The sequence below is a fragment of the Nocardia testacea NBRC 100365 genome (genome assembly GCF_000308775.1).
Taxonomy (GTDB): Bacteria; Actinomycetota; Actinomycetes; order Mycobacteriales; family Mycobacteriaceae; genus Nocardia; species Nocardia testacea.
In genome coordinates this window covers 1-19764 of record NZ_BAGJ01000100.1, presented here as the reverse complement: position 1 = coordinate 19764, position 19764 = coordinate 1, and the positions used below count along the sequence as shown (strand labels likewise).

21 protein-coding genes are annotated in these 19764 nt (G+C 68.7%); 11 read left to right on the top strand and 10 right to left on the bottom strand.

All coding sequences use genetic code 11. The features are described 5' to 3' along the window. Window positions 1-192: 192 nt before the first annotated feature. On the bottom strand, window positions 193-1689 hold the full coding sequence (locus tag ON38_RS14515; protein ID WP_039825314.1) for an aldehyde dehydrogenase family protein: 1497 nt from the start codon (window positions 1687-1689) through the stop codon (window positions 193-195). 292 nt (window positions 1690-1981) lie between these two features. Here ON38_RS14515 and ON38_RS14510 point away from each other — a divergent pair, with 292 nt between their 5' ends. The 7 genes from ON38_RS14510 to ON38_RS14480 all read left to right on the top strand — a co-directional run bounded on the left by ON38_RS14510 (window position 1982) and on the right by ON38_RS14480 (window position 8894). Further along, window positions 1982-2917, top strand: a complete 936-nt coding sequence (locus tag ON38_RS14510) for a TauD/TfdA dioxygenase family protein (RefSeq protein ID WP_039825313.1) — start codon at window positions 1982-1984, stop codon at window positions 2915-2917. Window positions 2918-3274: 357 nt separating this feature from the next. Further along, window positions 3275-3958 carry an ABC transporter permease gene (locus ON38_RS14505; protein WP_245564042.1) on the top strand — a complete coding sequence of 228 codons (684 nt, stop codon included), beginning with the start codon at window positions 3275-3277 and terminating at the stop codon, window positions 3956-3958. Between the two features lie 64 nt (window positions 3959-4022). Further along, entirely contained in the window at window positions 4023-5306 is a 1284-nt protein-coding gene (locus ON38_RS14500) for an ATP-binding cassette domain-containing protein (protein ID WP_039825312.1), read from the top strand. Continuing rightward, window positions 5303-6040: an ABC transporter permease gene (locus ON38_RS14495; protein WP_039825311.1), complete on the top strand. Its 738-nt coding sequence runs from the start codon at window positions 5303-5305 to the stop codon at window positions 6038-6040. Before ON38_RS14500 ends, ON38_RS14495 begins: the two co-directional genes overlap by 4 nt. After that, window positions 6037-7023 (top strand): glycine betaine ABC transporter substrate-binding protein, encoded by a 987-nt coding sequence (locus tag ON38_RS14490; protein WP_039825310.1) that lies wholly within the window; start codon window positions 6037-6039, stop codon window positions 7021-7023. The genes ON38_RS14495 and ON38_RS14490 overlap by 4 nt, the downstream gene beginning before the upstream one ends. Before the next feature lie 171 nt (window positions 7024-7194). After that, window positions 7195-8238: an FAD-dependent monooxygenase gene (locus ON38_RS14485; RefSeq protein WP_157181777.1), complete on the top strand. Its 1044-nt coding sequence runs from the start codon at window positions 7195-7197 to the stop codon at window positions 8236-8238. 77 nt (window positions 8239-8315) lie between these two features. After that, window positions 8316-8894, top strand: a complete 579-nt coding sequence (locus tag ON38_RS14480) for a pyridoxamine 5'-phosphate oxidase family protein (RefSeq protein WP_039825321.1) — start codon at window positions 8316-8318, stop codon at window positions 8892-8894. A 247-nt stretch (window positions 8895-9141) separates the two neighbouring features. On the opposite strand, the gene ON38_RS14475 is transcribed toward ON38_RS14480, so the two are convergent. Together ON38_RS14475 and ON38_RS14470 are read right to left on the bottom strand one after the other, a co-directional pair. Next, window positions 9142-9594: an STAS domain-containing protein gene (locus ON38_RS14475; protein ID WP_051164754.1), complete on the bottom strand. Its 453-nt coding sequence runs from the start codon at window positions 9592-9594 to the stop codon at window positions 9142-9144. Between the two features lie 299 nt (window positions 9595-9893). Continuing rightward, window positions 9894-11108, bottom strand: coding sequence for a phospholipase D-like domain-containing protein (locus ON38_RS14470; protein ID WP_039825319.1), 1215 nt, complete (start codon window positions 11106-11108; stop codon window positions 9894-9896). Window positions 11109-11386: 278 nt separating this feature from the next. Between ON38_RS14470 and ON38_RS14465 the strand changes: the two genes are divergently transcribed. Both ON38_RS14465 and ON38_RS14460 read left to right on the top strand, forming a co-directional pair. After that, window positions 11387-12280, top strand: a complete 894-nt coding sequence (locus ON38_RS14465; RefSeq protein ID WP_039825308.1) for a phosphotransferase enzyme family protein — start codon at window positions 11387-11389, stop codon at window positions 12278-12280. 58 nt (window positions 12281-12338) lie between these two features. Next, complete coding sequence (locus ON38_RS14460) at window positions 12339-12926, top strand: HdeD family acid-resistance protein (RefSeq protein WP_039825307.1); 588 nt, start codon at window positions 12339-12341, stop codon at window positions 12924-12926. A gap of 1 nt (window position 12927) precedes the next feature. Here the strand turns inward: ON38_RS14460 and ON38_RS14455 are convergent, their stop codons facing one another. The 5 genes from ON38_RS14455 to ON38_RS34175 all read right to left on the bottom strand — a co-directional run bounded on the left by ON38_RS14455 (window position 12928) and on the right by ON38_RS34175 (window position 17385). Continuing rightward, a complete protein-coding gene (locus tag ON38_RS14455; RefSeq protein WP_083872683.1) occupies window positions 12928-14451 on the bottom strand; it encodes a DHA2 family efflux MFS transporter permease subunit in 1524 nt (507 codons plus the stop codon). A gap of 164 nt (window positions 14452-14615) precedes the next feature. Continuing rightward, entirely contained in the window at window positions 14616-14936 is a 321-nt protein-coding gene (locus ON38_RS14450; protein ID WP_039825306.1) for a hypothetical protein, read from the bottom strand. Window positions 14937-14993: 57 nt separating this feature from the next. Next, window positions 14994-15875 (bottom strand): alpha/beta fold hydrolase, encoded by an 882-nt coding sequence (locus ON38_RS14445; protein ID WP_039825305.1) that lies wholly within the window; start codon window positions 15873-15875, stop codon window positions 14994-14996. Next, window positions 15872-16555, bottom strand: coding sequence for a TetR/AcrR family transcriptional regulator (locus ON38_RS14440; protein WP_039825304.1), 684 nt, complete (start codon window positions 16553-16555; stop codon window positions 15872-15874). Before ON38_RS14440 ends, ON38_RS14445 begins: the two co-directional genes overlap by 4 nt. 278 nt (window positions 16556-16833) lie before the next feature. Then, on the bottom strand, window positions 16834-17385 hold the full coding sequence (locus ON38_RS34175) for a TetR/AcrR family transcriptional regulator (RefSeq protein ID WP_051164753.1): 552 nt from the start codon (window positions 17383-17385) through the stop codon (window positions 16834-16836). Window positions 17386-17478: 93 nt separating this feature from the next. Between ON38_RS34175 and ON38_RS14430 the strand changes: the two genes are divergently transcribed. Both ON38_RS14430 and ON38_RS36050 read left to right on the top strand, forming a co-directional pair. Next, a complete protein-coding gene (locus tag ON38_RS14430; RefSeq protein ID WP_169333272.1) occupies window positions 17479-18291 on the top strand; it encodes an SDR family NAD(P)-dependent oxidoreductase in 813 nt (270 codons plus the stop codon). 115 nt (window positions 18292-18406) lie between these two features. Beyond that, a complete protein-coding gene (locus ON38_RS36050; RefSeq protein WP_157181776.1) occupies window positions 18407-18553 on the top strand; it encodes a hypothetical protein in 147 nt (48 codons plus the stop codon). On the opposite strand, the gene ON38_RS34170 is transcribed toward ON38_RS36050, so the two are convergent. After that, complete coding sequence (locus ON38_RS34170; protein ID WP_245564041.1) at window positions 18550-19035, bottom strand: SLOG cluster 4 domain-containing protein; 486 nt, start codon at window positions 19033-19035, stop codon at window positions 18550-18552. The genes ON38_RS36050 and ON38_RS34170 overlap by 4 nt on opposite strands. A 386-nt stretch (window positions 19036-19421) precedes the next feature. Further along, the coding region (locus ON38_RS14415) for an IPT/TIG domain-containing protein (protein WP_039825302.1) at window positions 19422-19764 on the bottom strand (343 nt) is incomplete at its 5' end.

Genomic DNA, 19764 nt, shown 5'->3' with positions numbered 1-19764 from the left:
ATTACCCCACATCCTTTCGAATGTCTACTGTCGCCACTGCAGATTGTTTGGATTCGGCCCACTCGGGATCTCCCCGCCGTGGAGTTCGCCGGCCCGCGACAGTCGGGCCGTTCGGAACACAAGTGGAGGAGCCGGCTCCGCGGCCGCCGGGGCATCGTTCATCGCGGAGTGCGGCACGCGCCGGCCCGGGACTCAGGCGAACCAGCCGCCCACGGCCGGGGCGGTGTTGTGCCAGATGTGCTTGATCTCCTGGTACTCGGCCAGCCCGCTCGGCCCGAGTTCGCGGCCGATACCGGAACGCCCGAAACCACCCCATTCGGCCCCGGGAGTGTAGGGGCCGAAATCGTTGAGCCACACCGTGCCGTGCCGGAGCGCGCGGACCATCCGTTCACCGCGGGCCGCGTCGCCGGTGCGTACGCCGGCCGCGAGTCCGTAGGACGTGTCGTTGCCCAGTTCGACGGCCTCGGCCTCGGTAGCGAACCGCTCCACGGTCAGTACCGGGCCGAAGGTCTCCTCCTGGACGATCCGCATATCGCGCCGGCAGTGGTCCAGCACGGTCGGCAGGTAGTAGCTGCCGGCGGCCAACCGGGGGTCGTCGGGCCGCTTACCCCCGGCCACCAGGACCGCGCCTTCGGCGAGACCGCCCGCCACCCGGGCCTCCACCGCGGTGCGATGCTCCGGGGAGACGAGCGGTCCGGTCTGCGAGGCGGGCTCGATTCCGGGCCCGACCCGGATCCCGGCGGCGCGCCGGGCGAGTTCGGCGACGAACTCGTCGGCGATCGACTCTTCCACGAGGAGCCGGGTACCGGCCGAGCACACCTGTCCCGAGTGCAGGAAGGCGCCGGTGAGTACGGCGTCGACCGCGCCGGCGTGATCGGCGTCGGCGAAGACGATATGCGGATTCTTCCCGCCCAGTTCGAGGGCTACCCGGGTGATGTGCGCGGCCGCCCGCGCGGCGATGGCCGCCCCGGTGGCGGCCCCACCGGTGAAGGAGATCAGATCGACCTCGGGGGTACCGGTGAGCGCCGACCCCACCACCGGACCGTCGCCCGGTACCAGGTTCACCACGCCGGGCGGCACTCCGGCCTGCTCCAGCAGGCGTACCAGGGCGATCGTGCTCAGCGGAGTGACCTCGCTGGGTTTTGCGACCACCGTGCAGCCTGCCGCCAGCGCGGGGGCGATCTTCCACGACATCTGCAGCAGCGGATAGTTCCACGGCGCGATCAGGGCGCACACTCCCACCGGTTCCCGGACGATACGGCTGATCACCGCCGGATCGCCGGTATCGACGAGCCGGTCGGCGGCGGTGCCGGCGAGCCGCGCGTAGTACCGGAAAACCGCGATGACGTCGTCGATATCGATATGGCTCTCCCGCAGCGTCTTACCGGTGTCGAGGGTCTCGATCCGGGCGATCGGTTCGCGATATTCGGCGAGCAGTTCCGCGGTGCGCAGCAGGAGCTCGGCACGCTCGGCGACCGGAGTTCCCGGCCACCCGCCCGTGGCGAACGCGGCCCGGGCAGCGCCGACGGCACGCCCCGCATCCGCCGCACCCGCCTCGCCGACGAGGGCGATCACCGCGCCGTCCGCCGGATCGCGGACCCTCCGGGTCCCGCCCGCGACCGGTTCGACCCACTTGCCGTCGATATAGAGGTGGGGTCCGCGCAGCAGCGGCTCCTCGGCGAGGATCATCTCGATATCTCCCTCTCGATCGGGGTAGACGGAGTTCGCCGGCGGAGTGCTCACCGGGCGACGGCTACCTCCGCCCGCGGCCCGCATTCTATGGGCCGCCGGTCCGGCCGCGGCGGTGCGGTGCGTGCGGCAGGGGGCGATCCGGCCCCGAGCGCGATCCTCACGAGCAGGAAGGTGGCCGGTTCGCCGGATGATTGCCCATTACGATCCCGGTGACCGAAACCCTGGTCGCGGCGGTCCCGCGCTGGTTTCATCCGACTCGATCGTCCGATTCGAGCGAGAGGCCCCGGATATGCCCGTCGACACTGTGGACACCGCCACCAGCGTGCAGGTGACCAAGCTCGGTACCCATATCGGCGCGCGGATCGACGGGGTCCGGCTCGGCGGCGACCTGTCCCCGGCGACCGTCGCCGGTATCCGCGCGGCGCTCGCCGAACACAAAGTGATCTTCTTCCGCGGCCAGGACCACCTCACCGAGGACGGGCAATACGACTTCGCGGAACTGCTCGGCACCCCGACGACCCCGCATCCGACCGTCCGATCGGCCGGGGTGAAGAGCCTGGCCATCGATTCGCGCCACGGCCGCTCGAACAGCTGGCACACCGATGTCACCTTCGTCGACCGGGTGCCGAAGGCGTCCATTCTGCGTGCGGTCGTCCTGCCGAGCTACGGCGGCTCGACCACCTGGGCCTCCACCGTCGCCGCGTACAACGCGCTGCCCGAACCGCTGCGGCTGCTGGCCGAGAACCTGCGTGCCCGGCACACGAACCTGTACGACTACGCCGCGACCGCCGAGGACAATCCCGACGAGGGCGCCACCGCCTACCGGCGCGAATTCGAGTCGAGCTATTTCGAGACCGAACATCCGGTGGTGGAGGTGCATCCGGAGACGGGGGAACGGGCCCTGCTGCTGGGCGGGTTCGTGAAGGAGTTCGTGGGATTGACCGGCACCGAATCGCAGTCACTGTTCCGGCTGTTCCAGGACCGAATCACCCGGCTGGAGAACACCACTCGCTGGAATTGGGCGCTGGGCGACGTGGCGATCTGGGACAACCGGGCCACCCAGCACTACGCGATCGACGACTACAACGGTGCCGAACACCGCCGGCTGACCCGGATTACGCTGGCCGGAGGTATCCCGGTCGGGGTCGACGGGAGGCGCAGCACCGTGATCTCCGGCGACGCCGAATACTATTCGGCGGTCGACGCGCCGGCGCGCGCGGCGTAGCGGCACTCGCCCGGCGCAGCGGTCATATCGAATGTCCCAGTCGCACAATATCTCCGGATCCGACTGCGGTTGTCGTCCGATACCCGGTCCGCTGCCGCCGGTCGACCGGGGACGCTTCGGCGGAACTGTTGTACGCCGGGTGCTCTCTCGTTCGGCCGGGCACCGCCGGAATTGTCATGGACTCCCGGTGAGCGAAACTCTGGACAGCGGGCCGCCGTCTCGGATCGCTGCCGGTAGCGGTCGCGACATCGCGCGGTCGTGGCGGCAGGGGTGCCGTACCCGCCGCGCGCCTGCCTTATTCGACCGGGCGGTATCGATTAACCTTTTACAGCTTGCGCGTCCGATGACTCCGCGCGGATGGGCGCCGAACGATTTCCGGCCGACGATGGGAATCCCGTGAATCTGTGGAGCTATATCCGAGGGCGGGGTGAGCTGCTGACATTTCTGACCTATCAGCATGCCTCGCTGGCGTTCCAGACGGTCCTGGTCGGGACCGTCGTCGCCGTTCTCATCGCCGTCGCGGTCTACCGGTTGCCGCTGCTGTCGGCGCTGTCGCTGACCTCGAGCCGGGTCGCCCTGACGATCCCCTCACTGGCGCTGCTGGCGCTGCTGCTGGTGCCCTTCGGGCTCGGCGTCGTCCCGTCCTTCATCATGCTGGCGTTCTTCGCGGCCCTGCCGGTGATCGGCAACGCGATCGTCGGTCTGCGGTCGGTACCGGCTTCGGTAGTGGAATCCGCCCGGGGGATCGGCTTTTCGCGGGCGCGCATTCTGCTCACCGTGGAATTGCCCATCGCCTGGCCGGTGATCCTCACCGGAATCAGGGTGTCCACCCAGATGATCGTCGGTGTCGCGGCCATCGTCGCCTATGTGCTCGGTCCGGGGCTCGGCTCGCTGATCTTCAACGGGTTGTCCCGGCTCGGTGGTGCCAACGCACTCGAAATGGCCCTCACCGGAACCATCCTCATCGTCGTCATCGCGTTGGTCTTCGACGCGCTGCTCGTCCTGCTCGGACGCCTCACGATCGCAAAGGGACTGTCGTGATGCGAGACCCCCGCCGGCGCTTCGGCCTCCGCGGACCGCATGAACCCGCTTCGAAGGAGGCTCCGTGACCGACGATGTGACCAGCCGTGACACGGCGACGACAACCGGGCGTACGGTCACCGGCGCATCGATCACCCTGGACTCGGTCGTCAAGCGCTTCCGGGGTCAGCGCCGGCCCGCGGTCGAACGCCTGGACCTCGAGATCCCGGCCGGCGAGATCGTCGCCTTCGTGGGCCCTTCGGGTTGCGGGAAGACGACCACGCTCAAGATGATCAACCGGTTGATCGAACCCACCGAGGGCCGGATCTTCATCGACGGACGCGATGTCACCCGGGAGGACCCGGACAAGCTGCGGCAGTCGATCGGCTATGTCATCCAGTCCGGCGGCCTGTTCCCGCACTGGTCGGTCGCCAAGAACGTGGGAGCCATCCCGCGGGTGCTCGGCTGGGACAAGAAGCGGATCGCCGAACGCACCGAATATCTGCTCGATCTGGTCGGTCTCGACCCCGCGACCTTCGCCGACCGGCTTCCCAAGGATATGTCCGGCGGGCAGCAGCAGCGCGTCGGTGTGGCCCGCGCTCTGGCGGCCGATCCACCGGTGCTGCTGATGGACGAGCCGTTCGGCGCGGTCGACCCGATCACCCGGGCCCGCCTGCAGGACAGTCTCATCGCGATCCAGCACGAACTCGGCAAGACCATCGTGATCGTCACCCACGATTTCGAAGAGGCCACCAAACTCGGTGACAAGGTGCTCATCCTCTCCGAGGGCGGCCATGTGGAGCAGTACGCGAGCCCGGAGGACATCCTCACCGACCCGGCCACACCCTTCGTGGAGGAATTCGTCGGTTCCGGAGCGAAACTGGCATATCTGACCGTCTCACGCGTCCGCGATGTGCCGTCCGACAACGTGGTCACCGCCCGGATCGGCGAATCCGCGCCGGCGGTGATCGAACGCGCGAAAGCCGCCGGGCACAGCTGGGTGGTCGTCGTGGACGATGCCGGGCGGCCCCGATCCTGGCCGACGCTCACCGAACTGGAGACCAAACCGGAGGTTTCCGATTTCCTCGACCGGCGGCTGCCGGTGGTCGCGCGGTCCTCGACGCTCAACGACGCACTGGACGCCATGCTGGCGACCAGCCAGGGTGCCGCGCTGGTCACCGACGGACGCGGCGCGGTGGTCGGCTCGCTCAGCATCGGCTCGGTGACCGAACTGATCCGGGATAAACTCGCCGATACCCGCGCCGACGAACCCGACGCCTCCTACGTGACCTATGTCGACGGCACCGATCCGGCGCCGACCCCGGTGGTCGCCGCCGACGACGAACCCGGATCGGTCGAGCAGTCATGAACCGGCTTCGCCGCCTGCCGCTCGATGTGTGGTTCGAACCGCTCATCATCGCGGTCATCGGGATCGGTTATCTGCTGTGGTACCGCTCCACGACGTTCACCGCGACCGAGCAGGCCGCACTGGGCTGGGGCAATCTGCGCAACACCATCGTCGCGCATATCGAACTCACCGTGGTGGCCACCGTCATCGTGGTGGTGATCGCCATTCCGCTGGGTATCGCGCTGACCCGGCCCACGCTGAAGCGATTCGAGCCGATCGCGGTCAATATCGCCAATGTCGGTCAGGCCGCGCCCGCGGTCGGCCTGCTCGTACTGTTCACGTTCTGGCTGGGTACCGGGTTCCGCACGGCGATCGTCGGTCTCGTCGTCTACGCCGTACTGCCGATTCTGCAGAACACGATCGTCGGGCTGCGGCAGGTGGACCAGCGCACCATCGAGGCCTCCCGTGGGATCGGTTACTCCGCCACCCGGACGCTGCTACAGGTGGAACTACCCCTGGCGGTGCCGGTGATCCTCAACGGTGTGCGCACCGCCCTGGTCATCCTGGTCGGCACCGCCACACTGAGCACGTTCATCGGCGCCACCAGCCTCGGCACGCTGATCACCACCGGAGTCACCCTGTTCCTGCCCAAACTGCTCATCTCCGGCGCGATCCTGGTCGGGCTCCTGGCATTGACCATCGACTGGCTGGGCCGACTCGTCGAACTGGCCGCGACCCCGCGAGGTGTCTCATGAATCCGGCGCCGGCGCGACTGGCCACCACGGTTTCCGTGCTGCTCGCGGCGATCGCGCTGCTCGCCGGATGCGGCCTGGTGAGTTCGTCCGGTACTTTCCACGACGCGCGCCTACCGGACGGGCAGCGGCCGCTCGACGGGGCGAAGCTGGTGGTGACCTCGAAGAGCTTCACCGAGGGCGTACTGCTCGGCAAGATCACCGCGACCTATCTCGCCGCCGCCGGTGCCCAGGTCACCGATCTCACCGGGGCGCCGGGTTCGGCATCCTCCCGGCAGGCCCAGCTCAACGGCGACGCCGATATCCTGTGGGAGTACACCGGAACCGGCTGGGTCAACTACCACAATCAGACCGAGACCATCTCCGATCCTCAGGAATTGTGGCAGCGCGTCCACGATATCGAGAAGAGCGATCACAACCTGGTATGGCTGCCACCGGCCAATTTCAACGACACCTACGCGTTCGGTGCGTCGACCCCGACCGCCGAGCGGCTGGGCGTGCGATCGCTGTCCGATGTCGCGGCGCTTCCCGTCGCCGACCGGACCTTCTGCGTCGACGACGAATTCTTCAGTCGTTCGGACGGTTTCATCCCGATGTTGCAAAAATACGGGATTCCCTACAACGATCCCAACGGTGTCCCGGCGGGCAATGTCACGCGGATGGACGCCGGGGTCGTCTACACGGCGACGGCCAAGAGCGCACCCTGCAATTTCGGGATGATCTACACCACCGACGGCCGGGTGAAGAACCTGAACCTGGTCGTGCTCGACGACGACCGGAAGTTCTTCCTGCCCTACAGCGGCACCGCGGTCGTGCGCGGTGAGATCCTCGACCGGTACCCGCAACTGGCGCCGCTGCTCGCCACGATCTCCGAACATCTCACCGATGATCTGATGCAGGACCTCAACGGCCGGGTCGATATCGACGGCGAGGACCCCGCCGATGTGGCCTACGACTGGCTGACGAGCGAGAACCTCGTCGAATAGCCGAGAGACAGTGCCGGTCTTGTATGTTGGCCACCGTGGACCGATAGCCGACCGGCCGCCGGCGCGCGGACGCGCGACCGGCTCCTGAGCGCCGTTACCGGCGGGGTACGGGTGTGGTCGCTGTTCGGCCCGCTCTCTGCCCAGCGCCCGCCCGATCGCGAAGGAGATCCGATGGTCACCATCCTGGGAAGCGGAATCGCCGGAACCGCCCTGGCCGGCGCCCTGGCGAGAGCGGGGCGGCCGGTGACGGTCTACGAGCAGCGCGACGGCGGGGGAGGCGGGGCGTTCCTGATCCTCGACGGCCGGGGCCACCGCGGTCTCGTCTCGCTGGGTGTCCCGGAGGAGGAACTGCACGCGGCCTCGTATCCGCTGAGCGAATTGCGGTACACCCCCGACGACGGCGTGACGCGACGCCGGCCGAGTGAGGGGCACCGATTCTGGTTGCGCCGCGATCTGATCGCGGTGTTGAAACGGTTCGCGGTGCACGCCGGGGCCGAGATCGACTACGGCAGTCCGGTCGCGGCGGTGGCGGTCGACGCCACGACCGGGCACACCACTCTGCGTATCGGTGAACGCACGCTCACCGCGCGGGATCTGGTGATCGGCGCCGACGGCATCGACTCGGTGGCGCGGGCGGGTATCGACCCCGATCGGACCCCGGAGTACGCCGGAGATGTGGTGATCTACGGGATGACCGCGACGCCGGTCGAATGCCCGACCGACCCGTTCGTCCTGCACTTCCACGCCGAGTCGGCCTCCGGCGCCCGCCCGGCGGCCACCTTCGGCCATATCTGGCGGCCCGGAGCCGATTCGGCGCTGTGGTTCCTGCGCATCGAACGGGAAGCGCTGCCGGTCGCCGAGACCGGGATTGTGCCGGTGCGGCACTGGGCCGAGGCGGTGGTGGCGGCGGCCCCGAATTCGGTGCGGGAACTGACCGCGACACTGGTCGCGGCCACCGAACAGGTGCATGTATCCAACGCGCGCAGTGTCACGCTGGCGACCGCGGCGGCGCCGGTCGCCCCGGTGATCCTGGTCGGCGACGCGGACCACGCCATCACCCCCGCCGCCGGGGTGGGAGCGCGGGAGGGCATCGAGGACATCGAAGCGGTGCACCACGCGATCGTCGGCGGTGGCTCTCCGGCCGAGGCCATGATCGCCCGCCGGCGCGCGATCACCGCGGAGCGTGACCGGGTGGCCCGCAGAATGCGTGCGTGACCCGAGAGGTTTCTCACCCCGTGGCCGTCGATGTCGCCGATACCCTGAGAGCACAGCCCATCGACGGTGAGGAAGCCATGGCCAAGGAATTTTCGCGGCTGGACGAGCCGCTGCGGCAGTTCATCGAGGCGCAGGCCTTGTTCTTCGTGGCCACGGCGCCGTCGGACGGCGGACGGGTCAACCTGTCGCCCAAGGGGTACCAGGACACCTTCGCCGTACTCGACGATCACACGGTGGCCTACCTCGATCTGTTCGGCAGCGGTGTCGAAACCATCTCGCATCTGCGGGAGAACGGGCGGATCACTCTGATGTTCTGCTCTTTCACCCGCAACTCCCGCATTCTGCGCCTGTACGGAACCGGCCGGGTCGTGCGGCCCGACGCTCCGGAATTCGCCCGCCTCCGAGCACATTTCGGTCTCGAACACCCCGGCATCCGGGCGGTGATCGTGGTCGATGTCGATCGTATCGCCGATTCGTGCGGCTACTCCGTGCCGTATTACGAATTCGTCGGCGAACGGCCGGTACTGGACGCACACCACGCCCGCCAACCCGACGAGAAGTTCGCGCGCTGGATCACCGGGGACAACCGGCACAGCATCGACGGACTTCCGGCCCTCGACGATGATCATCCCGTGCCGTCGCGGATACCGCGCTGAAGGCCGGGAGTGCTATCGGACGGCCCGCGTGGGGGTTTCCCGGCGGCTGCCGGACCCGGCGATCTCACCGACGGCAGGTCCACGCGCCCGGCGCGGTCACGCCGGGGAGCGGCCCGCGCGGCTGCCGTCACCGCTGTCCGGTCGTGAGTTCGGGCCGGGCCGGGCACGATCATCACCGCCGGCCGCGAACTCCGGGAGTGCGCGGCCGGGCGGTCCCGCCGCGTCCAGAGGCAGGCGGTGGCCGTGGTCACGGGCTCTCCGCGACCACTTCCGGTGTCCGCTGCCGTAGATGAACGGCGGTCAGCGCGCTCACCACTGTCGAGCGCACCGGTAGCAGCGTGTTGCGGATATCGGCACGGGCCACTCGGGCTATGGCCGGATCGCCGGTGACCAGGTAGATCTCGATCCCCGCGCGCCGGAATTCCCGCGCGTCGTCGGACAGCGCGGTGAGACTGCGCAACGACAGGAAATCGAGTCTGGTGGCGTCGACGACGAGCGCGCCCCGGGGACCGATCACCGTCTCCGCGGCCGCACGCACCTGCCGGCGCCACAGGTCCAGCGTGAAGGCATCGGCCTGGCCGCGAACCGCCAGCAGGACGATATCGCCGCGGCGGCGAACCCGGAAACTCAGCTGATCACGAGGCGACCGCCAGGGTGCGGCGGCGTACGGCGGAGGGCGGCGGGGATAGGGACGGTTCATTACTGCACTCGAATCAGCTCGAGACGCGTTACGCATCCTGACGGAAGCTGGCCCTGTGCTCTCAAAGCCGACTCATGCCCCCCGACCCCGAAGCCTAGGCGTACCGGCGCGCCGCGGCAGAGCTCGCGCCGAACCTTTCGTTTCCTGGACCTACCCGCCCCGCGACCCCGGCCGTGCCCCTGCGCCGGGGCCCGCCCGCGGTCCGGCGTTCGCCACGATGGACCCGGCGGGGAGGCGAACCGGTCGTGTTCGTTTTCCGGCCATGTGGGTGCCGGCCCACCGGCGGCGGTCGCCGCGCCTCACAGATACCGGCGGATCGGCCACATCGCGGCCTCCCGCACGCGCTGCGCGAGTGAACGGCGCTGCCAGCGTGTTTCCTCGATCAGCTCGCTCACCGTCATATCGGCTTCGAAATGTTCGTCGAGAGTCGCGGTGAACTGTTCGTCGAGGACCACGAGCATGATCTCCTCGTCGTGGTCCAGGGAACGCCGGTTGAAGTTCGTCGATCCGACCAGGGCCGCGATCCCGTCGACCGTGATGACCTTCGCGTGCATCATCGTCGGCTGGTATTGCAGGATTTTCACTCCGCAGGCGAGCAGATCGCCGTAGAAATGCTGACCGGCCAACTGGCATACGCGTTTGTCGGTATGCGGGCCGGGCAATACGATCTCGACCTCCACCCCGCGCCGCGCGGCCGCGCAGAGCAGTTCGATGAAGTAGGCGTCCGGCGCGAAGTAGGCCGTGGCCAGCCGTAGCCGCTGCTCGGCCGATTCGATGACCACCCGCAGCAGGGTCTGCATATCCTGCCAGCCCATACTCGCCGAGCCGCGAACCACCTGGACGACCGCCGAACCCTGCGGTTCCTGCGGTGCGAAACGGTCGCGATCGTCGAAGAGGTCATCATGGCATTCCGCCCAGTTCTGCGCGAAGGCGGCCGCGACGCCGTCCACTGCCGGGCCTTCGATCCGCACATGGGTATCGCGCCATTCGTGCTCGTTGCGCGCGTCGCCGCACCACTCCTCGGCAATGCCGACCCCGCCGGTGAAGGCGGTCCGTTCATCGACGACGAGGACTTTGCGGTGACAGCGGTGGTTCTGTTTGAGCGGAGACAGCGACAACGGTCTGCGGAACCAGGCGACCTGGACTCCCGCGCGTTCCATGAGCCTCAGCAGGTCTTTCTCGATCGAGCGGCTGCCGAAGCCGTCCAGCAGCAGGCGTACCCGGAGGCCGGCTTCGGCGCGTTCGGCGAGTGCGTAGGCGAATTGCCTGGCGATATCGCCCTGCCAGTACACGAAGGTCATCATGTCGACGGTGTGCTCGGCATCCCGGATGGCGCCCAGCATCGCCGGGAAGATCTCGTCCCCGTTGCGGAGTGCTACCAGCGCGTTCCCCTCGGTGGCGGCGACCCCGAGAAGCCGCTCCAGTCGCCTGCGCATACGGGCCGCCGCGGTGGGGGCCTGCGCGTGGCGGGGCGCCGACTCGGCGGGTTCGCGCAGATCTCGGATACTGGTCACGCTCAACTCCTCTACCTGCACACCGAGCGCCACACCGGCACGGCGCTTCCCCGGTGTGCTCCGACCTTAACCGGCGGTGCCGCCCCGCTACGCGCCCCCGGGGGGATCGCGGGTGCGCTGATGGCCTACGCGGGCGATACCCGATCCGCTCGGCAACCCACCACCGCCGACGCGGATCACACCCGGTGGGACCCGGGTGGGCCCCGCCGGGGTGCCTTCGTCCCGGTAAAGAGGGGGCGAGCCGAGGACCGGGCCGTCCACTCGGTAGAAGTGAGAGCGTGGTCTACATCGATCTGCCGCTCACCGAGGACATCCGGGCCGCGGTGAGGGCGTCCTGGGGTTACGAAGGCGAGGGTGAACGCCTGCACGGTGGTGAGGAATCGGCTGCCTACCGGGTGGGTGAGGTGGTCGTCCGGATCGGGTCGCCGGGGCGCGAGCCGCGGGAGATGGAGTGGTGTCACGGGATCGCCGCCGCCGCGGGCGCGGTACCGGAAGTCGTGGCGCCGCTGCCCCGCGCCGACGGGTCGACGGTGGAGGTGGTCGCCGGCTATCCCATCTCGGTGTGGCCCCTGATCGACGGGCGGTGGGCCGACAGTGCGGACCGGGTCCAGTTCACCGAGGCGGCCGGTCTGCTGGCCCGGGTCCACCGGGCCTTGGCGGGGCACCGGCCGCCGCCGCGGCCCCGGCCCTCGTTTCTCGAGATCGGATTGGACGGCGCGCCCTCGGCGGAGCTCCCGGATCCGGACCTGGATCGCTGGCTGGCCGCCTTCACCGCGACGGCCCGTGCGCAGCCCCTGCACGGCGACTACTACGAAGGCAATCTGCTGTCACGCGACGGACATGTGGTGGCGCTGATCGACTGGGACGAGGCGACGATCGGTCCGCCGGAGCTCGAACTCGCCTCGGCGGCGCTCGAGTTCGCCGACGAGTTCGGCCGTGACCTCTCCGGCGCCCGGGAGTTCGTCGAGGCATATCTGGCCGCGGGCGGCACCGCGGGAGAACTCGACGATATCGCGCTCGCTCAGCTCATGCGCCACCGCTTGCGCAGGGAAGCGGTCTACTTCGGCATCGCCGTCGCCCGCGGGGTGCGGCACGACGAGGAGGACCTCGACTATCACCGGCAGCGGCTGGCGGCCTTCCATCGGCTCCGGCCGGCCACCTCGCAATCGTAGTCATTTCGATGGCGAGCGAATCATCGGCAATCGACCGGCCGCGTCATATCATGCCTGCATGACATCCAGCGATACGCAGTACGAGGGGCCGTTGCATCAGCTGGCCCGAGGTGCGTGGCAGGCGATGTTGGTCATCGGCGTGGTGTCGGTGGTCGTCGGCGTCATGGTGCTGGTCTGGCCCGGCCCGACGATCGTGGTCCTGGCCGTTCTGTTCGGTATCTACCTGCTGGTTTCGGGCGTCTTCCAGCTGGTCGCCGCGTTCGGCGGTCACGTGTCGGGCGGCTGGCGGGCCATGTTGCTCGTCAGCGCGGTGCTGTCGTTCATCCTGGGCTTCTTCGCACTGCGCCATCTCGGCGACGCGATCCTGCTCATGGCCCTGTGGATCGGGATCGGCTGGATGTTCCGCGGTGTCGCGGTACTGGTCGCGGCCGCCGACGCGCCCTCGGGCACCGCCGGGCGCGGGTGGAACGTCTTCTTCGGCATCGTGCTGCTGATCGGTGGCGGAATGTTGATCGTCTGGCCGTTCAACTCCGTCGCGGTACTGACCCTGGTGGCCGGGTGGTGGTTGATCTTCACGGGCGTCGTGGAGATCGTCGGCGCGTTCCAGGTGCGCGGCCGTGCGAAGAGCACCCCGAGCGCACTCTGATTCACCCACGGGCAATCTTGCGGCAATGCCATCCGGGTTGCTGCCGAGAACTCTCCGGCCGTGATCGCCGGGCGGCTGCTCCTCGGCCCGGCAGCAGCAGGGCGGGGATCAGGGCCAGCGCGATCATGACCGGGGCGATCAGGTAGGCCTGCTGGAAGGCCTCCGCCAAGGCCGGAGTCAGGGCGGCCCGGTGTGCCGGGTCCATGGCGTGTACGGCCTGCAACCCGCCGGCCGCCGGTAGCAGCGCGGCCAGGGTCACCGATGTGGCCGCGGTGCCGAGGGCCAGAGCGGTGGTGCTGATCATGTTCAGCACGGTCGATCCCGCGGGCTGCTGGTCTCGGTGCAACGGCCGGGTCGCGGTCGTCAGGACCGGCATCATCGTGCCGCCACCGCCCGCGCCCATCAGCAGCATGGTGGCGCCCAGCGCCCAGTACGGTGCGTCCGCGTCGAGCTGGATCACGAACAGGACGAAACCGGTGAGCGCCACCGCGATCGAGCCCGGCAGATAGCGGCCGGGCGCAATCCGGTCGATCAGCCGGCCGGCCACCTGCATGGTCGCGCCCGACGCCAGCGCGAACGGAATGCCCAGCGCACCGGCCATCAGCGCCGATTCGCCGCGCACCACCTGGAAGTACAGGGGCAGCAGCAACATCGAGCCGAAGTAGCCACTCGCGAACAGCGCCAGCAGTGCGGCCGCCAGGCCTGTTGTCCGATTGCCGAGTACCCGCAGATCCAGCAGCGGCACCGGGGTGGTCAGCGAGCGCCGCACGAACGCGGCCACGAGCCCGCCGCCCACGAGAATCGGCACCCACACCGCCGGTGTGGCGAAACCGGCGTGCTCACCCGCGGCAGTGACGCCGTAGATGAGCAGCGCCAGCCCCGGCGACATCAGCAGGAGACCGACGACATCCAGAACGCGCGGCGGTTGCGGCACATCACCGGGCAGTAGCTTCGCTGCCATCAGTACAACCAGCACGCCCAGCGGCAGATTGAGGAAGAACATCCACCGCCACGACACCTCGTCGATGAGGTAGCCGCCGACCACCGGACCCAGCAGCGGGCCGACCAGCACGGCCAATCCCAGCGTGCTCATCGCCCGGCCCAGCCGTTCCGGCCCGGCGGCGCGCAACAGGATCGTCATGGCCACCGGCATCAGGAGCCCGCCGCTCGCGCCCTGTACGACACGGAATGCGATCAACGACTCGATGTTCCAGGCCAGCCCGGCCAGCACCGAGCCGGCCGCGAACACCGCGACCGCGGCCAGGTACAGCCGCTTCGCTCCGAACCGGCCGACCAGCCACGCCGAGGCCGGTACCACCGCGCCGAGCGCGAGCGAATATCCGGTGGCCACCCACTGGATCGTGCTCAGTCCCGCGTGGAACTGTACGGACAGTTTGTTGATGGCGACGTTCACGATGGTCTGATCGAGTGTCGCCATGATCGCTCCGACCACGAGAACGAGCGCGATGGTGAGCGGATTGCGGGCAGCGGCCGGTGGTTCCGGTGGTGTCTCGGTGGTGATCATGGCCCTGGCTTTCGGTGCGGGGAGGGTACGTCGGTATCGCCGGGTCGGAGACCCTCTGAAAGCCTGTAACCTCAAGTATTATTGAGGTCAAGGGACTGTGGGAATGGCGACACCCCCGCGGTGTCCCGAGCTCCGTCGGCTCGGGACCGCGTCCGGGAGGGCGATTATCGGGCGGAAGCAGACCAGCCGTAGTGGGTTGCGGTATGCCCCGCCGGGACCGTCGCGACGGGCGCGCCGCTGCAGTCCGGGGAGTTGTATACGCGGAAATCGCGAGTGCTGCGGTTCTCGAACCGGATATCACGCGGGAAACCGCTCGCCCAGCACGCGTCGAGATCGCTCAGTTCCAGGGTGTTGTCGACGATCACCACTTCCCGGCCGTCACCGAAGCCGGCCGACCCGGTGGGGAACGCGGCCGCGGACGGGGCCACCGCGGTTACGGCGGCTACTGCGAGAACGGCTGCGAGGGGGTATTTTTCGTGTTTCATGTGCTGGATCGTAGCTGTGCTCGGATGCCGGTCCGAGACAGCCGCGCGAGGGCCGGGTCAACGGTGACCGGTTCGATCGAGAAAGTCTCCGGCCACGCGGACGAATTCGGCCGGCCGGTCGTAGGTCACGATATGTCCGGCGCCGGAAATCGTGACCAGTTCTCCGCCGGGCGAAGCCGTCGCGGCGGCGGCGAGTTCGGTATGGCCGACCAGTGTGTCGTGTTCACCGCGCATCCAGAGGCTGGGCACCTCGAGCCCGGCCAGTTCGGTGAGGTAGTTCAGTCGCATGTTCCAGGGTCCGTACGCGTCGACCATCCAGTCGTCGAGCACGGGTTCGCCGTACTCGCTCTTGGCGTGGGCTTCGGATCGGACCAGGTCGAGGATGGTTTCGAAGCCGGGCGTATCGGTTCCGGCGGTGAGGCTGCCGACCATCGACTTCCGGAGTGTTTTCGGGCTACGGGCGAGGTACTTGCTCATGAGCTTCAAAAGTCCCGGTGTATTGATCATCGCCCAGGTGGTGAACTGGGCGCGCCGTTTCGCGCCGATACCGCCCGGCCCGATCGCGAGCAGGGCCGAGACCCGCTCGGGGTGGCGCAGGGCGTACCCGATCCCGAGTCCACCCCCGAGGGACAACCCGATGAGCGCTGTCCGGGGCAGCGCCAGTTGCTCGAGCAGGTCGTCGAGGAAGCCGTCGAAGAATCCGCGGTCCAGGCGGCCGTGCCATGGTCTGCTGGCCCCGTGCCGGGGCAGGTCGATCGCATGGACCTGGTATTTCGTCGCCAGGCGGTGCGCGACATCGCGCCAGACGCCTTCGGCGGTATCGAGCATGCCGCCGTGCAGGAGCAATACGGGACTTCCGTGGTCACCGGATCGGTAGTGGCGGACCGGACCGCCGCGAACGACGAGGTCGTTATGGGAGGTGAAAGCGGTGGTGGTCATAGGGGATCCCCCGGCCGAGTGAGCTGATCCGACAGTTGATCGAGCAATGTGAGCTGGGCGCGGCGGGCGGCCGCGGCGTCCACCGGCCCGCGGCCGGCCAGGCCGCGACCCGTCAGATCCGCGAAAAGGGTGACGACATCGCCGAATTCCGCCGGGCTCCCCGCGCCGAGGACGCCCGGCGCGTTGATCAGGCCGACGGTGAAGAAGCCGAGCATGCGGGTGATGGTCTCGCTCGGCACGGTGTCCACGACCACTCCGGCACGTTGCAGTTGTTCGATGTACTCGGCGAGCCAGCCGAAACGCACGGCGTAACGCTGGTCGGTGACACCGCGGACGTGTTCGCCCAGGACCGCGTCATCGCCCAGATACAGCGCACGCATGAGGGGTTCGGCCAGTAGCGCCTCCACGCCGAACCGGTACACGGCGGGGAGATCGACCACTCCGTCGGCGTCGAGCACCTGTTGGTGGACCCGTGCCGTCATCCGGCGCATGCTGCGGCCGAGGACGGCGTCCAGGATGGCCGCTTTGTCGGCGAACTCGCGGTAGACGGCGCCCTTCCCGATGCCGGCGCGCTCGGCGATATCGGCGACCGTGGTGTGGGGCCATCCGGTTTCGAGGATCAGATCTGCGGCCGCGGTCAGGATCCTTCCGCGCCGGTCGGGGACGAGAGGGCGGGGCATGGGGCTCCTGTCGTTGTAGTGACCATAATCTCGATATCGGTCACTACGATAGCAGGCGCATACCGCGCATCCATGTGAGAACTGGGTGACATCGACATGGCCGACAGGGTGCCCAGCGATCCGGGATGGGGCGTCGAGGCGGCGCCGACCCGGCGACGTGGCACGCCGAATCGTTCCCGCGGGTATCCGGAAGCCGGTAGCCGCGGCGGTCGGCACGAGCGAGTTCGGGCGGCCGAGGATGCGGAGCCGGCGCATACCGGCGGGCACGTCGATGAAATTCAGGCGGCCAACCCGCGCAGGGCGAGTTCGATCTGATGCTCGATCGTGCCCGGCTCCGGAGCGATCTGTGCGATACGGATGAGGCCTAACAACTGGTAGGCGATATCGTCCGCCGTCACATCGGGGGCAAGAGTCCGGTCGACGGTGGATCGTTGCACCGCTTCACGGCCGACGGTTCTCAGATGGCCGAGGCATCGCTCGAGATCCGCGTCGGAGGGGGACGCACCGGCCAGTAGGTCGATCATGGCCTTGTTGGCGCGGAGCCGGGTCAGGGCGCCGGTGAAGAACTCTCGCAAACCGTCGATCGCCGACGCGCCGTCCCGGAGCCGGGCTACGGCGAGGTCGGCCAGATCGGTCCCGGTGATGGCCTGCACGAGATCTTCCCGGGTGGGGAAATGCCGGTACAGCGTGCCGATGCCGACTCCCGCCGCGGCCGCGACAGCACGCATATCGACGGCGAGGCCGTGCCGGCGGAACGCGTCCTCGGCCGCGGTGAGGATCCTTTCCCGGTTCGCCGCAGCATCCCGCCGCTTTTTCCGCCCTTCTGTCATGGCCCTCATCCTAGCAATGCGGAACACGTGTTCCGATTGATGTAGCCTGTTCCGGAACGCAGGTTCCGGAAAGGGTGGAGTGGCATGCGCACGATGGTGATCACAGGAGGCACGGACGGGATGGGTGCGGCCCTGGCCCGCCACTACCTCGCCGCAGGGCATCGAGTAGTGGTGATCGGACGCAGCAGCGCCAAGTTCGACGCGCTGGTGGCGAAGACGGCGCGCCGGCACTCTTCCGCGGCGGACCGGGCCGAGTTCATCGGCGCCGATCTCTCCCTCGTCGCGGACAGCCGCCGCGTGGTCGCGCAGCTGCGCGAGGGCCACGAACGGATCGACGCACTGGTGCTCGCCGCGTCGTTCATCCGGCAGCGCCGGCACGTGACAAGCGAAGGGCACGAAGCGTCCTGGTCGCTGTTCTTCCTGAGCAAGTACCTGTTCGTGACGCGCCTCGCGGACCTCCTGCGTGCCGGCGACGACCCGGTCGTCGTGAACCTCGCCGTGCCGGGCGCCCGCCCGGACGCCATCGCTTTCGACGACCTGGAGATGCTCGACGGATTCACCTTCCGGCGATCGAACGCCCGGCAACGCCGGGCCAACGAGCTGCTGGGAATCCTTGCCACCGAACAGAACCCCGGTCTCGGCTATGTCACCTGGGGGCCGGACCGGCTGGTTCGCTCCAGCTTCGCCGGCGAGGTGGGGTTGGGTATGAAAGCCGCCGCCGCGGTGTTGGCGCCGCTGCTGGGCCGGCGTCCCGAAGACGCGATCCGGCCGATCGTCGACATCATCGATACTCCCACCCCGGGTCGCGCCGCCTACCGTGGCGCCAGGGCGCTTCCGCTCACCGTCGGCGCCCACGACGAGAGCGACGCGACACGCCTCGCGGCGGCCGTCGAGAAGGCCCTTTGAGCCGAGTCGTCTGCCGGCCCGGCGTGGCGGCACGATGAGCTGTTCCGCCGGCTCCCGACCCCATTCGGCAACCGGCGCGGCAGCGTCGATCGTCGCGTCGCATTCCGGTACCCGTGTGCCCGGCGTCGAGTTCATCGGTCCCGCCGGTTGTTCGGCAGTGCCGTACGCGATCGTGACGTGCGGGATTCACCGCTGCGGCGCCCGGGTCGACGATCACCTGACCCGCGTCCTGCTGGACGGTCTGCGCGCATCGAAGAGCTAGGAACGCCCGCTCCGCGCCAAGGCTGTCCGCACGGCGACCAGCGGACCGGTCGCCGTGATGGCCGCGTGGACGGGGTTGTCGTCGGCGTCGCGGATCTTCCAGCCGCCGAGCGCGATCACCGGGGTGTCTGCGCGGTGATTGGCAAGGGCGAGTTCGGACAGTGTCCCCCAGGAACCGCCGACGACGATGACCGCGTCGGCGGACCGGACCAGGATGGCGTTACGGGCCTCTCCCATGTTCGTGTACAGGACGGCCGAGAGGCCCGCGCAGACCCCGGCCGGATCGGTATCGGGGCGGATACCGATGACAAGACCGTTCTCGGCGGCGGCCCCCTCCGCCACCGCGGCCATGACCCCGCGGCCTCCACCGCACAGCACGGTGGCCCCGGCGCGGGCCAGTAGTCTGCCGATTTCGCGAGCATCGGCGGCCTCGGTGTCGGTGCAACTGCTGGGCCCGCAGACGGCGACCTGGATCGGCGGCAACCTCGGCTCCTGGGTAGTAGTGGCGGCCCAGGCCCTCGACTTTCGCCGTTTCGGTGAAAGGTTTTCGAGGCACCCGGCCGGGTTCTCGGTTTCGGCCGATACGGGATGGCCGTGGGCCCGGCCCGGTCGGCGCACTCGCGGCGAGGAACACCGATCGGTCGAGCTCCTCGTCCAGTCCCATGATGATCCAGTCGTTGTCGCGAACGTAGCAGTATCGATAGATGTCTTCGTATCGGGCTACCGTGCCCACGAGTTCGGCGCCGTGGCCGGGCTCGGATCGAGGATGTCGGCGATGCCATCGACGGAAACGGCCCCGCACTCTGGACCGTAACGCGAGCGGGCCGTCGGCAGGCAATTGCCCGCCGACGGCCCGGCCGCACCAACTGTCAGAGGTAGGTGTAGGAGACTCCGTTGCTGGTACCGCCCGGGGTGGTGACGGTGACCAGGATCGTTCCGGCCGCGCCGGAGGGGGCGATGGCGGTGATCTGGGTGTCGGAGTCCACGACGAACGACGTTGCCGGGGTAGCACCGAAACTCACCGTGGTCGCACCTGTCAATGCCGTCCCGGTGATCGTGACCGTGGTCCCGCCGGCCGCCGTGCCCGAAGCCGGGCTGACCGTGCTCAGGGTGGGCACCGCCGCGTAGGTGAAGGAGACGCCGTCGACGGTTCCTCCCGCGGTGGTCACGGTGACCAGTACCGCCCCGGCCGTCCCGGCGGGAGTGACCGCC